The 14,234-nt window shown below is 35.7% G+C and carries 11 protein-coding genes; 5 read left to right on the top strand and 6 right to left on the bottom strand.

All coding sequences use genetic code 11. From position 1 onward, the window contains the following. Window positions 1–24: 24 nt before the first annotated feature. Both ACI6PB_RS08765 and ACI6PB_RS08760 read right to left on the bottom strand, forming a co-directional pair. Window positions 25–1,389, bottom strand: coding sequence for an MATE family efflux transporter (locus tag ACI6PB_RS08765; protein ID WP_025085167.1), 1,365 nt, complete (start codon window positions 1,387–1,389; stop codon window positions 25–27). A 193-nt stretch (window positions 1,390–1,582) separates the two neighbouring features. Continuing rightward, window positions 1,583–4,285 carry a glycoside hydrolase family 65 protein gene (locus ACI6PB_RS08760; RefSeq protein ID WP_404327315.1) on the bottom strand — a complete coding sequence of 901 codons (2,703 nt, stop codon included), beginning with the start codon at window positions 4,283–4,285 and terminating at the stop codon, window positions 1,583–1,585. A 201-nt stretch (window positions 4,286–4,486) separates the two neighbouring features. Here ACI6PB_RS08760 and ACI6PB_RS08755 point away from each other — a divergent pair, with 201 nt between their 5' ends. Then, on the top strand, window positions 4,487–6,451 hold the full coding sequence (locus tag ACI6PB_RS08755) for a glucose PTS transporter subunit IIA (protein ID WP_404327313.1): 1,965 nt from the start codon (window positions 4,487–4,489) through the stop codon (window positions 6,449–6,451). 65 nt (window positions 6,452–6,516) lie between these two features. Here ACI6PB_RS08755 and ACI6PB_RS08750 read toward each other — a convergent pair whose 3' ends face one another. After that, window positions 6,517–6,885 (bottom strand): hypothetical protein, encoded by a 369-nt coding sequence (locus ACI6PB_RS08750; protein WP_025085170.1) that lies wholly within the window; start codon window positions 6,883–6,885, stop codon window positions 6,517–6,519. A gap of 176 nt (window positions 6,886–7,061) precedes the next feature. On the opposite strand from ACI6PB_RS08750, the gene ACI6PB_RS08745 reads away from it, so the two are divergent. Continuing rightward, on the top strand, window positions 7,062–7,589 hold the full coding sequence (locus ACI6PB_RS08745; RefSeq protein WP_227005172.1) for a GNAT family N-acetyltransferase: 528 nt from the start codon (window positions 7,062–7,064) through the stop codon (window positions 7,587–7,589). A gap of 177 nt (window positions 7,590–7,766) precedes the next feature. Here the strand turns inward: ACI6PB_RS08745 and ACI6PB_RS08740 are convergent, their stop codons facing one another. Next, a complete protein-coding gene (locus ACI6PB_RS08740) occupies window positions 7,767–8,801 on the bottom strand; it encodes an IS30 family transposase (RefSeq protein WP_059075255.1) in 1,035 nt (344 codons plus the stop codon). A 421-nt stretch (window positions 8,802–9,222) separates the two neighbouring features. Between ACI6PB_RS08740 and gntK the strand changes: the two genes are divergently transcribed. The 3 genes from gntK to ACI6PB_RS08725 all read left to right on the top strand — a co-directional run bounded on the left by gntK (window position 9,223) and on the right by ACI6PB_RS08725 (window position 13,116). Continuing rightward, a complete protein-coding gene (gntK, locus tag ACI6PB_RS08735; RefSeq protein WP_404327312.1) occupies window positions 9,223–10,758 on the top strand; it encodes a gluconokinase in 1,536 nt (511 codons plus the stop codon). A 55-nt stretch (window positions 10,759–10,813) separates the two neighbouring features. Continuing rightward, window positions 10,814–12,166 carry a gluconate:H+ symporter gene (locus ACI6PB_RS08730; RefSeq protein WP_025085171.1) on the top strand — a complete coding sequence of 451 codons (1,353 nt, stop codon included), beginning with the start codon at window positions 10,814–10,816 and terminating at the stop codon, window positions 12,164–12,166. 245 nt (window positions 12,167–12,411) lie between these two features. Beyond that, window positions 12,412–13,116, top strand: coding sequence for a LysM peptidoglycan-binding domain-containing protein (locus ACI6PB_RS08725; RefSeq protein WP_404327311.1), 705 nt, complete (start codon window positions 12,412–12,414; stop codon window positions 13,114–13,116). A 73-nt stretch (window positions 13,117–13,189) separates the two neighbouring features. Here ACI6PB_RS08725 and ACI6PB_RS08720 read toward each other — a convergent pair whose 3' ends face one another. Then, window positions 13,190–13,837: a TetR/AcrR family transcriptional regulator gene (locus ACI6PB_RS08720; RefSeq protein WP_025085172.1), complete on the bottom strand. Its 648-nt coding sequence runs from the start codon at window positions 13,835–13,837 to the stop codon at window positions 13,190–13,192. A 77-nt stretch (window positions 13,838–13,914) separates the two neighbouring features. Next, complete coding sequence (locus tag ACI6PB_RS08715; protein ID WP_404277912.1) at window positions 13,915–14,184, bottom strand: hypothetical protein; 270 nt, start codon at window positions 14,182–14,184, stop codon at window positions 13,915–13,917. Between the last annotated feature and the right edge of the window lie 50 nt (window positions 14,185–14,234).

Here is a 14,234-nt window from a genome sequence, read left to right as displayed (position 1 = left end):
CCAATAATATTAGGTTTCCCTCGATTATTCTGAAGCTGTTTCCTCATGATTCAAAAGATTCTTCATGTTTTTAAGTTTCTTGATCTCAATATTCCAAGTACTTACTAATACCAATACTGAACCAGTCCAAGCTAGTGGGTTGGCCATGGCAGCTCCGTAAAATCCGAATAAACGGATAAGAACGACACCAGCAAAGACTCTCATTAATAGTTCGGCGATACCAGCAATTGTTGGTGCTTTTTGATTGCCTAATCCTTGCAATGTGTATCTGACAATGAAGAGAATTGACAAGATAAAGTAGGTCGAACCATTGAAGTAGTAGTAAATTTGAATTAAGTTCAAGACCTTTGTTTCACTACCATTCATGAACAAATGAGAAATTGATTGTCCGAAGAAAATCAAAAAGATCCCGATGACAAGACTAGAAATAACTGAGACTAAAATTCCATCCTTGACGCCCTTTAGGATACGATCGAATTTTTTAGCACCCATATTTTGAGCGGTGAAGTTAACTAAGGCTAGGCCAAAACTAAAGGCCGGCAAAGTGGCAATCTGTTCGACTCTTCCGGCAACTGTGTATGCAGCGACTGCATTGGCACCCAAAGTATTGAGCATGAATTGTAAGATAATTGAACCAATGGCAATGATGGAAGACTGAAAACCCATTGGTAAACTTATTTTTAGCAATTCTTTAATTTCGTTCATATCAATTTTGAAATCATCACGAGTCAAAATTAAGTATGGGATGTGTTTTCTAATGTAAAAATAAAGGATCACAAATGTGATTGTTTGGGCAACAACGGTAGCTAAACCAGCACCAGCTACGCCCATCTTCAAATAGAGAATAAATACTAGCTCTAAAAGAATGTTTAAAATTGTACTTACGATTAAAAAGAATAGAGGCACTCTTGAATCTCCAAGTGCTCGCATTGTATTTCCTAGAAAATCAAAACCTACAAAAGAAAAAATTCCTGCAAAGATAATTTCCAAAAAGATAAACGAGTCATGTAGCAACACTTTAGGTGTTTGCATAGCAATGAGCAGTGGATAAGCTACTAAAAGAGCAATCGCTGTAAAGACGACAATGATAAATAGGGAGATGATAATTCCTGAAGCAAAACTTTGTCTGACTCCAGCTTCATCGTTGGCTCCATATTTTCGTGCAGTTAAAATAGTTAGACCACTGGTCATCCCTTGAGCAAATCCAATGACTAGTGCTGTCAATCCCCCTGTTGCACCAACGCTGGCTAAAGCATTGACACTGATAGTTTTGCCAACAATTAAAGTATCAATGAAACTATAGAATTGCTGGAAAAAGTTACCTAATAGCAAAGGTATGGTATACAGAAAAATAACTTTTATAGGTCTGCCGTTAGTCAGATCTATCATATGTCTAAAACCCCTCCATAAAGATTATGAATATTCTATCATTTTATTTTTGATTGGTAAGGGGGTAAAAGAGAAAGATTAAGTTATTTTTGAGTAACTTGTCACATCTAGGTGTAAGCGTATAAGTAAAACAAGCCATACTAACCGTAAAAGTACTTCAATTACGGTTGGTATAGCTTGTTTATTTTTTTATTTAATAAGTTAATTGAATTTCTTGATTGGCTGTTAATGGTAATTTTTGATTGAGAAATTTAATTTCGGAATCTTTATCGGTTGTTACGATAAAAGTATTGTCAGTAACTCTGAATTTGAAGTTGACGTCTCTAAAGGTCATTTGGAAATCTACTTCTTCCCATTGTTTTGGCATATGTGGATTAACTTCGAGCATCTTACCACGATAGTCGACACCGGCAAAATATGATGTAACGACGTTCAAGGTTGCACCCATAACACCTAAGTGAATACCTTCAGCAGTTGTACCACCTTGAATGTCATAGTAGTCACTAGTTAGTGCTTCATAAAATAGTTTCCAAGCTTCACTGTCTTCACCAATTTTAAGCATTAACATTGAGTAGACGATTCTGGAAAGAGTGGAACCGTGTGTCGTTCTAGCAATGTAGTATTTAATATTATCGTGAATAAACTTGTTAGGGTTAACGATTGGGTAACCTAAATCTAACATGATTTTTAAGAATGTACTTTCACGGATGTTGAATAGAGCCATTAAAGTGTCAGCTTGTTTGGCAATTTGATAATTGTCAGGTGAATCGTTATGTGCCTTGAGGATTCGATCCATTCTGGAAATATTGCCATATTGTTGACGGTACTTGTCAAAGTCAATTTCTTTGAGATCGAAGTAACCCTCGAATTGACCTAGAATATCACCACTGAAATCTAATTTAAGGTTGTGCCTGATATTATTTAGATCTTTGATATTCTGTTGAGTGAAGTTAGTTCTCTTAAGATTATCATCAATTATTTTAGCAGGTTCATCTTCAATTAATTTAGAAAGTTTTTTGAAGAACCAACTAACCATAATATTGGTATAGGCATTGTTCTTTAAACCATTGTTATCAGTGTCATCAGGATAATTTTCGTGAAATTCATCTGGACCCATAACGTCAGAAATAGTGTATTTACCAGTATCAGGATCAAATTTAGACATACCGATCCAAAATTCAGCAATATCAAAAAGTAATTCTAAGCCATATTGACTCATAAAAGTCTCATCTTGTGTGGCATTGTAATAATTTAAGATATTATACGCTACAGCCAAAGAGACATGGCGTTGTTTTCTAGAATTATCGGGATCCCAAGTATTAGTCATGGGATTGAGGTGAACTTCTTGTGATTGTTCGTCACCATACATTCCACTTTGCCAAGGGAACATAGCTCCGTTATAACCACTAGCCGCAGCGTACTCTTTGGCTGCATCTAAGCGCTTATAACGGTACATCATTAAATCTTTAACTAATTCGGGATAGTGTAAGAGATAGAAATTCATGTCAAATAGTTCGTCCCAGAAAATATGACCACGATAACCTTCACCAGTTAAGCCTCTAGAGCCAACGGAAGCATCTAAATGTTTATTAGCTAGTTCTTGAGCAGCAATCGTCATACTGAAACAATTCAAATGTAATAATTTTTGAGCAGTAATATCACCTGTGACAATGATATTCTCTTTTTTCCAAACATCATGCCATGCCTCTTTTGATGCTTCTTGAGCGCCGGCAAACGTAGGAATGAAGTTGTGACTTCTGGCTGTATCAATCATGTCTGGTTTGGTCTCAAGTGAAGTCAAAATACTGACGGCTTTTTCTAGGGTATAAGTATGATTTGGTTTGACATTGAATTCAATAAACTGACTAGCAATTTCAGATTTGTTTTCCATATAGTATTGAGCATTGTCAATGTCAGGGTAGGAAATATTAGTCTTAATAGCTAGATCAATTTGAGATTGATTGGTGTGGGCCAGCATTAACATTTCCTTATCATTGTTTTCGATATTGTCGACAATTAAGTGTTTATTTGCTAAGTTACGGTATCTAGCAACATTACTATTTACAATTGAGGCATCTGTTTGAGTTAATATAGTTATTTTGCCGTAAAAATTGAGTGGCGTGACAGAATATTGAAGATAATAATCATGATAATTTTTTAAGTCGGCCAATTTCTTAGCAACAACTTTTAATTCTTTACCATCATCCAACTTTATAATAGTAGAAATTGTCAGAATTCCATGTTTCATATCTAAAGAACGGACTGATTCTTGAACTAGATCATCTTTAATTCTAAGATAGTCGCCTTCATCTACTTTAAAACTGATGTATTGAGAATTTGGTAAATTAACTAAGTCCTCATTGATGACGTCGCGGTCGTTGATAGGGGTAGATAATTGATTGAAGACGCCGGCTACATAGGTAGCAGGGTAGTTATCGTCACTAGCCTTAGCCTCTAAGTAAGTACCTCGTAAACCTAAAAAACCATTACCGATTGTTTGCATGGACTCTTGACCATATTGGCGCTTGTCATGATCTAAATGATTGTAGTCTAGATGCCAACCAGAATAACTAATTGCATTATGAGTAGCTAGGGCTAAGCCATCTTTACGAATATCTTCCATATCAACAACAGGAACGTGGAAAATATTTTCTAAATCATTACGACAATTAATGGTTTGATTATTATACGTAATTAAATTTTTATTTAGTAAACTTTCACGTGCATTTGTAAGCACAAGAACGTCGACTGGAGTTGAGAGAATTTTTGCAAAATTTTGAAAATTTTCTTTTAACTCTTGTTTAGAGTTTAATTTATAACTTTTCTGATTGCTTAGATCTTTATTGTCGGAATAAATAATTTCATCATCTGTAAACTTTAAGTATAAGGGCTTCATGACTATTTCCTCCATAAATAAAAGACTGTATATTTGTTTAAACACATTATTACAATACGTATTATACACCCCGTCAATACTGATTTAGTGCGAATTTTATAATAAAAAATGTTCTAACTTGATGTTTATACATGACAAGATGTATTATCATTATGAATTAAAGATGTAACCGGTTACTAAAATTAAGGAGGTGCTATTCTTATGAAGAGTACAGTTAAAATGCTTGCTCCTGTAAATGGAAAAGCTGTACCAATAACTGAAGTTCATGATCCAATGTTTTCTGAAAAAGACATGGGTGACGGTTTTGGAGTTATTCCTACAGGAAATGAGATTTTGTCCCCAGTCTCTGGGAAAGTTATGTTAGTTGCGTCAACAAAACATGCAATTGGGTTCAGTACTGATGATGGACTAGAAGTTTTGGTTCATATGGGTGTGGATACAGTTGAACTAAACGGTACTCCTTTTGAACTATTCGTTAAAGAAGGAGATACAGTTACAGCTGGTCAAAAGGTAGCTACAATGGATATTGACGCTGTCAAAAAGGCTGGCAAAGTAACAGATGTTATCGTCGCTATTACCAATACTAATAAAGTGGTCAAGGATGTTAATGTCACTAAAGGTGATGTTAAAGCGGGCGATGATGTTGCTGAAGTTAGTTTGATGGCCCCTGGTGAATCTACTGCTAAGCCATCAGGTAAGGTAGATTATGACCAACTAGGTAAGGATATTGTTAAGAACGTTGGTGGAGTAAGTAATGTTGAAAATGTTATTCACTGTATCACACGTGTTCGTTTCTATTTGAAAGATGACAACAAAGCTCATGACGATACTATCAAAGCCATGAAGGGTGTTCTGGATGTTGCTAAAGCTGGTGGACAGTATCAAGTTGTTATTGGACCAGCAGTTGAAGATGTTTATGATGCTGTTGTCAAAGCTTTAGGACCTGGATTTGGTGGAGATTCTGAAGTTAAGAAAGAAAAGGTTGAAGCTCCAAAAGGAGTTTGGCCTAAGACAAAGTTTTATTTCAGTGCTTTAATTGGTGTAATCACAGCCAGCATGATGCCTATCATCGGGTTGTTAGCTGCATCAGGTATTTTAAAGGGATTATTAGCTTTAATCGTTTCAGCAAAATGGTTATCTGCAACAAGTTCTACATATATGATTATTAGTGCAATGGGTGATTCAGTATTTTATTTCCTACCTATCTTAGTTGGTTTTACAGCTGCTAAGAGATTAGGAGCAAACCAGATCATCATGGGTGTTATCGGTGGTGTTTTGGCATATCCAACTTTGGTACAAGTAGCAACTAAAACAAGTAGTACTGCAATGAATTTCAACAGTAATTTCTTTGGTATTCCTATTCATATCGCAAATTATACTTATTCAATTTTCCCAATGATCGCTGCTGCATGGATTGCTTCAAAGATTGAACCATGGCTCAAGAAACATATCGTTATGTCACTACGTATGATCCTTAGTCCTCTACTAGAAGTATTTATTGTCAGTGCAATTATTATCGTTATCGTTGGACCAGTTATTACACTTCTAAGTTCTTACTTAGCAAATGGTATCGTTGCTCTATTGAAGTTCAGTCCTGCTATTTCCGGATTGTTGATTGGTGGATTCTATCAATGCTTGGTTATCTTCGGTTTACACTGGGCTGTTATTCCTGTCGTTGCTAGTCAAATTGCCACAACAGGACACAGTGCATTGAATGCTATTGTTTCTGCAACAATGGTTGCTCAAGGTGCTGCTGCAATGGCTGTCTTCGTTAAAACAAAGAAGAACATTGATATGAAACAAATTGCCGGTGCTGCTACACTTTCAGCTTTTGCTGGAGTTACAGAACCTGCAATGTATGGTATTAATTTGAAATATGGTCGTATCTTCTGGACAGCAAATATCGGTAGTGCCGTTGGTGGTTTGATTACCGGATTAATGCATGTTGATATGTGGGGCTTTGCCGGATCATTAATCGGTTTCGCTTCATTCATCAATCCAAAGGGTATTGACAGTAGCTTCACAGGATATTTAATCGCATCAGCTGCAACAATCGTTGTTTCCTTTGTATGCACATACCTCTTCGGATTCAAAGAAGAAGACCTCGAAAGCAGTCATGCTGTTGAAAAGGTAAGATTAGGTAGCCGTGAACCTGCGCAAGGTTAACTAAATATTTTAATAAAAAAAAGTAGAAATGCTATTAAATTAGCGTTTCTACTTTTTTTGAGGATCTAATTTATTGCTTTAGTATTTTTAGTCGGTTGATGTAAAAATATAAAAACTGTTCCAATAATAATTACTACAATAGCAGGAAATGCCATCGCAGCAGTTATAAGAAACAAGGCATTTCCTATGATTCCTAGTACGGGACCAACTATGGAAATGTTGTTTTTCCTACTTTTAATAAGGGCAACAATATTAAGAATGATCCCTAAGGCAGCCATCACGTAGAAAAATACCCCTGTTCCACTAGTCAAATTAGTACCACCGAAGGCGTCGCTGGCAGCAGTACTAAAAATAACTGGCCATGATATTGCGAATAAAATACAGTTGATGATATCTAGAATTCCTGTCCAGATATTAATTTTCAGGTTCTTCATTTTGAAAGAATCCTCCTAAACATCAGCTTTTCGTGTCATCAGTATTTGGACAGATTAATTATAAGAAAATGTTCAAAATATAGCAGTAAAAAATAGACGATATTTATTTTATGTTGAACTAGAAAGAATTTGCCATATAATAATGACAAGTTCTTTTTATTTTGGAGATGATTGATTTGTCAAAAGTAGAGTTACGCCAAGCACAACCAGAAGATCTAGAAGAATTCTGGCAATTGGCCTTTAGTGATCCCAATGCTGGATGGACAAAACTGAACGGTCCATACTTTCATGATGATTTGCCTACTAAAGAAGAGTTCATTAATGATTTAGCACCAAAAGCTTGGTTAGGTAATAAGGAACATTTATTGATTACAAGTGATGGAAAAATCGTTGGTTCCGTTGGTGGACATTTTAAAGATGGAAAATTAGCAAAGTGGTACGACATGGGAATTACTATTTATGCGACAGATACTTGGGATAAACATATCGGTAGCCAAGCTTTAAAACTTTATATTACTTACTTATTCAATCTTTTTGATTTCCCACATTTGGGTTTAACAACTTGGTCTGGAAATCCACGAATGATGCACGTAGCCGAAAAGATTGGAATGAAACAAGAAGCAAGGATTCGTCAAGTTCGTTTTTATGAAGGCAAGTATTACGATTCAGTTCAATACGGAATTTTACGTGATGAATGGAAGTAAAAATAATAAAAAACATCTATTAAGGACACCATAAGTTTGTGTGGTGAAATTAATAGATGTTTTTATTTTTGTAAATTTGGTTCTTTTTTGACCGAAAATTTCAATAACAAGTTAGCCACTTGGACAAAATAAATTGAATCCAAGTGATATCAGTATTTGAAGTTTATAAATATGTCTTTAAGCGCCACAGGAACTAGCAAAGAGTTCTTGTGGCGTTTTATAGTTCAATAACTTTCTAGGCATATTGTTGAGCTTAAATTCTATGTCTCTTATTACTTTTGGGCTGACTGTATCCAGTGACAGCCCTTTGGGCAAGTCACGACGTATCATTCGATTATGTACTTCATTTGTTCCACGTTCACAAGATGTATATGGGTGTGTGAAGTAAACATCCGCAACGCCAGCCATATCAGATGATAGATTAGAGAACTCAGGGCCATTGTCTGCAGTGATTGAATTGATAAGATCACCATAGTTCTTTATGATCTCTTTCATAGCATAATCTACAGAGTCGGCATCTCTACCGTCAATAAGTCTCATTATTTCAAAGCGTGTCTTACGCTCTATGAGCGTTAAGACGACACTCTCATGGCCATTTCTTTTGCCCACAATCGTGTCTATCTCAAAGTCCCCAAAGGATTCTCTGCTATCAACACTTTTAGGGCGTTTCTCAATACTACGACCAAGTAGACGCTTATGCTTTTTTGAAGTATGTTGCTTAGTCGGTCTAGTTGACTTTTCTACCAGATCAATATTCCGGATTTCAAGTCGTTGTTCATCAATATATTTGTAAAGTGTAGTAGTACAAACCATTTCATCTACTAAGAATAATTCTTCGTTCTTAGCTCGTCCAACGGCCGTATCAGGTGACCATCCATTATCTATGAACTGGCTTACAAAGAAGCCTAAAAAGGCTGTGACTTGGTCGAATTTAGAAGGACGATGGCAAAGCTTACGGTTCTTTACATACTTTTGATGTGCAGTGTCAGGAAAGTAGCAATTCAAGTGTTGAACTTTACCATTAACTTTCTTGATCTGCTCAACAGTACCTCTGTTAATTTCATTATTAATAGTCTGAGGTGAAACGCCGATAGCTTTAGCTATCTGGCGATTCGAGTAGCCAATTGAATGAAAGGAAGCAATCTTTCCACGTTCAATTTCAGTTAAATGATGTCCTTTAGGACGATTTATGATATTCTGTTCTAGCACCAAGACGAAAAACCTCTTTCATTGTTTGTGTGAGAACTCCAATGATACCTGATTTTTACGTCTTGGTGTTTTTATTTTGTCATTTTTCTAAAGTGGCTAACTTGATTATAAAATTCGCCGTTCTTTTTTGACTATATAGAGTTAAAAATTTTAAAATACTGCAGTTTTACTTGATAATATTGGAAAAGAAAACTAGTCGATAGTAAAAAATATGTGAGCCCTAAGTGGTGATGTTTTACTTAGCTTGAAGTCGTGTCCACCACGTTCCAGCGGCTCACATATTTTTTGCGGACGACGGCAATAGAAGTACATTTTTTTCGCGTGATTTCAAAATATCATACTACTACAGTTAAGATTTCCAAAAATTATTTAAAAAATATGCAATAATATTAATAGTCTAGAAAATCACGTGAGGAGTTTAGATATGGAATATATGATTGGCGTTGATGTTGGAACGACCAGTACAAAAAGTGTCTTATATGACATGGAAGGAAAGGTCATTGCATACGCTAATAGTGGTTATCAATTATACCAAGATGTCCCTGATATGGCGGAGGAGGATCCAGATGATATTTTTGACGCTGTAGTAGAAGTTTTGGGTCAAGTTATTCGTAAAGGTAAAATTAAAGCAGGTGAGTTAAAGGGAATTTCTTTCTCATCAGCAATGCACAGCCTGATTTTAATGGATAAAGACGATCAACCTTTGACTCGTGCTATCACTTGGGCAGACAATCGTGCTGCTAAATATAGTGAGGAATTGAAAGAAAATGGATTGGGTGCCGAGATCTATGCTAAAACGGGAACACCGATTCATCCAATGGCTCCGTTATCAAAAATTCTTTGGATAAAAAATGAGAAGCCAGAATTGTTTGCTCAAACTAAAAAATTTATTGATTTGAAAACTTATATTTTTTTCAGATTATTCGGCGTTTATAAAATGGAATGTTCTATCGCTTCTGCAACTGGGATGTTCAATATCTTTAAATTAGCTTGGGAACCACAGGCCTTGGATCTTTTGGGAATTACTACTGACCAATTGCCAGAATTAGTGGAACCGACTGATACAATTAGTGGACTAAATCCTAAATATGGCAAATTGTTGGGTATCTCTAAGAATATTCCGTTTGTTTTTGGTGCTAGTGATGGAGTCCTTTCAAACTTAGGAGTTGATGCAATTGATCCTGGTGTTGTGGCTGTAACAATCGGAACAAGTGGTGCTGTACGTGTTGTCGTCGATAAACCAGTTGTTGATCCAGATGGACATTTATTCTGTTACGCTTTGACCAAAGATAAGTGGGTTGTTGGTGGTCCAGTTAATAATGGTGGTATTGTTTTCCGTTGGGTTAAGGATCAATTATTTGCTCCAGAAAAAATCACTGCCGAACAGATGCAAGTTTCAACCTATGATATTTTGACTCAAATTGCCGAAAAAATTCCTGCAGGTTCTGATGGTTTGTTGTTCCATCCTTATTTGGGTGGAGAACGTGCTCCAATTTGGAATGCTTATGCTCGTGGATCATTCTTCGGTTTAACTAGAAAGCATACTCGTGCTCACATGGTTAGAGCCGCCTTGGAGGGAATCGTTTATAACCTCTACATTGTGATGCTGACGATTGAAAGAGTGACTGGTAAACCTAAGAGTATTCAAGCTACTGGTGGTTTTGCTCGTTCAGCTCTTTGGAGACAAATGCTAGCTGATATTTTTGAACAAGATGTTACTATTCCTGAAAGTTTCGAAAGTTCCTGTTTGGGAGCCGCTGTACTAGGCATGTACGCTTTAGGATATGTCGACGATTTATCTGCTGTTAAGGGTATGGTCGGTGTTACAGACGTTCACAAACCTAATGAAAAGAATTTTGAAGTTTATCGTGAACTCTTACCAATTTGGATTCGCTTATCACAAGTTTTGGAACCCGAATATAAGAGTATTGCGGAATTTCAAAAGAAACATATGAAATAAATTAAAGTGCGCTAATAACGCATTTTTTTATGTCAAAAATTAAAGGGGATTACAAATGGCTTTCTTGGTATTGATTTTAGGTGTGGCATTATTGCTGTTCTTGATCATCAAATTAAAATTTAATACGTTTCTTTCATTAATAATTACTTCTATAGTAGTAGGAATTGGTTTAGGAATTCCCTTAACCAAAATAGCAACCAGTATTCAAGATGGAATTGGCGGACAATTAGGAGAACTTTCGATTGTCTTTGGATTCGGTGCTATGCTTGGTCGTTTGGTTGCTGATGCTGGAGGTGCCTACCGAATCTCGCACACTTTGATTCAAAAGTTCGGTAAAAAGAAATTACAATTAGCAATTGTTTTAGCTTCATTTATTATCGGAATCGCTCTGTTCTTTGAAGTAGGGATGGTCTTGTTGATTCCTATTGTCTTTGCCATCGCTGTGGAAGCAGGGGTATCAATTCTTTATTTAGGAATTCCAATGGCTGCGGCTTTGTCAGTTACCCATGGATTCTTACCACCACATCCAGCTCCTACAGCTATTAGTACAGTTTTGAGTGCTAATGCAGGGCAAGTATTGCTTTATGGAATTATTGTAGCTATTCCAGCGGTAATAGTTGCAGGCCCATTGTATACAAAATTAGCACAAAGAATTGTTCCAGATGCTTTTGAGCGTAAAGGTAATTTAACGGCCTTAGGACCTCAAAAGAATTTTAAATTAGAGGATACACCTAGTTTTGGTATTAGTGTTTTAACCTCATTGTTCCCTGTAGTTTTGATGGCTATTACCACCATTTATCAATTAGTCGTTGATGGTGGCTCAGTTCCTGATAATCCGAATAAATTGGATTCAATCATTGCTTTTATCGGAACACCGGCTATTACAATGACAATTTCTCTACTCCTAGCAATTTATACAATGGGATGGGCGAGAAGATTTAAAACACCGGATATTATGAAAAGTCTAGAGGATGCTGTTAAATCAATTGCAATGTTATTACTTGTAATTGGTGGTGGTGGTGCCTTTAAACAAGTTTTAATCGATGGTGGCGTTGGTAATGCGGTTATGAAATTATTTACCGGAGTTAATATTTCACCTTTACTCTTAGGCTGGTTGATTGCCGTAGTATTGCGTGTTGCCTTAGGATCTGCAACCGTGGCTTCGTTGACTGCTGCGGGATTAGTTTTACCATTGATGACTTCGGCTGGAGTAAATCCTGCTTTGATGGTTTTAGCAATTGGAGCTGGATCATTAGCTTTTTCTCATGTAAATGATGCTGGATTCTGGATGTTTAAGGAATATTTTGATTTAACAGTTAAGGAAACCTTAATGACTTGGACCGTGCTAGAGACCTTGATATCAGTCGTTGGAATCATTTGTGTCATGATTTTAAGCTTATTTGTTTAATATTTACTGTAAGAATACTCTCATATTTTCAGAATAAGTTTTAATTATGTTCAAATTCATAAAATATGAAATCTTATTATACCAACGATATTTAGACTTATTGTTTCAGAATTGTTACTAAAATTACAGAAAAGCCTGCTTTTGTAATTTAACGGACGTAATTGTGTAATAAACACCTGTTAGTATATGCAACATAGCAAATGAGGGCTAGACAATAATTTTAAATATAAGGATGTAATTAATTCATGAAAAAAGTTTTATCTATCGCTTTAGTAAGTACAACAGCTTTAACAGCACTTGCAGCAACATCACAAACTGCTCAGGCTGCAGTACAACTCGACAGTAACCATGTTCAAGTTGAAGCAGGGGATACATACAAGAGTATCGCTGCTAACACAGGCGTAACAATCGCTGAACTAGAACAAGCAAACGGCCGTGAAGTTGGCGGATTTGACTTAATCTTCCCTGGTGAAACAGTTACATTGCCAGGTGCTACTACAACAGCATCAACTACAGATGCTCAACAAACAGTAACACCACAAACAAATGTTGAACAAACAAGTAACCAAGAGACAACTACACAAACACAAAGTACTACACAAGAAAATACACAAGCACAAACACAAGCAGTTACACAAAGTGCTTCTGAAACACAAACAACAAGTACAAGTACAACAACTGGTACATCACAAGGTACATTCAAGATCAGTTTCTACGATCCAGCTGTATTAGGTTCAAACATGGGGTATGGCGGTGTTGCTGCTAACCTTTCAGTATTCCCTAAGGGTACAACACTTAAGATCACACTTTCTGATGGTACAGTATTGATCAGAACAGTTAATGATACAGGTACATTTGCATACAGTAACCCTAACCAATTAGACGTTGCTATGCCAAATAACCAAATTCCTTCATATGGTGTTACAGCAGCATCTGTTGAAGTACTTTAAGAATAATTTTAGATAAACAAATAAGTCGATGAATGAAAGTAATATTTCATTCATCGGCTTTTTTTGTTGAAAATTATTTTGTTGGAGTTAATCCTTTGACGATAAACTCTGTGACGTGTTCTATTTCTGAGGGTTCATCCCATTCTTTTTCATTAACGATAATATAATGTTGAATCAAGTATCCTAAAATATTTGAGGCTAGGAATCGAAAAATCTCAAGATTGTCCCAATCAATCAATAAATTTTTTTGCTTTAACTCATCCAAAACCTGATTGAACTGTTTAAAAGATTTTTTAGGAATACTTTCAATCAAACGGTCGTGTATTTTTTGATCGTAGATAAATTCATTCAAAAATATCTTCATTATCTTATGGTTATATTTAAAGAGTGAAATACGGTCATTAATCATAGTTGTTAAAAAATATTTCAAATTAAGAGTGTCATTCTGATACATAGTATGAGAAAACTGTTTTAAATCCTGGGGTAGAATTTTATGAGTCAAGGGTGTCAGAATTGCCATCAATAATTCTTCTTTATTTTTAAACTTACGAAAAATGCTTCCTTCAGAAACACCAGCATGCTCAGAAATTTCTTTGGTTGAAGTATTGGCATAGCCTTGCTTAGAGAATAAGTCGATAGCTGATTGGAAAATCAATTTTTGTTTCGGTGTTAACTTTTCAGTTTTTTCTGCTTCACGATAAATATCAAATTGATTGTCCATAATGCCATACCTCATTTTTTATTGATAGTTCCATTCTATCCTAAATGGAACACAAGAGGTAAAACTTCGAAATCTTTTTAGGCATGTTTGACAGTAGAACTGTTTCTGTAACCAAAGTAGAATTGAACGATGGCAACGACAATATTTGCATAGTTCATGATATTGAACCAAGTATCAATACCACTGACTTTGGTAACGCCAAAGTAAACCCAAAATCCAATAATAACTGCAACTACATTGATCCAAGCAAAAGTTTTTTGAAGTTTTTGATTATCAGTTGCGAACCACATCCAAATAACATTGATAATGAACCAAATTGCTAGAATCCAAAACATTGTTGTAAACATAATATCCTCTCCTTTGTATGATAGTGAGTACTCACTATCAATTTACAAAT

It is taken from the genome of Companilactobacillus paralimentarius (assembly GCF_963227125.1).
Taxonomy (GTDB): Bacteria; Bacillota; Bacilli; order Lactobacillales; family Lactobacillaceae; genus Companilactobacillus; species Companilactobacillus paralimentarius.
This window is presented reverse-complemented; position numbering and strand designations above follow the sequence as displayed.

Excerpts from the sequence above, each read along its gene's own strand:
- ACI6PB_RS08730 (WP_025085171.1), top strand. The coding sequence starts at position 10,814 with ATGGCTTTCTTGGTATTGATTTTAGGTGTGGCATTATTGCTGTTCTTG.
- ACI6PB_RS08765 (WP_025085167.1), bottom strand. The coding sequence starts at position 1,389 with ATGATAGATCTGACTAACGGCAGACCTATAAAAGTTATTTTTCTGTAT.
- ACI6PB_RS08750 (WP_025085170.1), bottom strand. The coding sequence starts at position 6,885 with ATGAAGAACCTGAAAATTAATATCTGGACAGGAATTCTAGATATCATC.
- ACI6PB_RS08725 (WP_404327311.1), top strand. The coding sequence starts at position 12,412 with ATGAAAAAAGTTTTATCTATCGCTTTAGTAAGTACAACAGCTTTAACA.
- ACI6PB_RS08715 (WP_404277912.1), bottom strand. The coding sequence starts at position 14,184 with ATGTTTACAACAATGTTTTGGATTCTAGCAATTTGGTTCATTATCAAT.
- gntK (WP_404327312.1), top strand. The coding sequence starts at position 9,223 with ATGGAATATATGATTGGCGTTGATGTTGGAACGACCAGTACAAAAAGT.
- ACI6PB_RS08760 (WP_404327315.1), bottom strand. The coding sequence starts at position 4,285 with ATGAAGCCCTTATACTTAAAGTTTACAGATGATGAAATTATTTATTCC.
- ACI6PB_RS08755 (WP_404327313.1), top strand. The coding sequence starts at position 4,487 with ATGAAGAGTACAGTTAAAATGCTTGCTCCTGTAAATGGAAAAGCTGTA.
- ACI6PB_RS08720 (WP_025085172.1), bottom strand. The coding sequence starts at position 13,837 with ATGGACAATCAATTTGATATTTATCGTGAAGCAGAAAAAACTGAAAAG.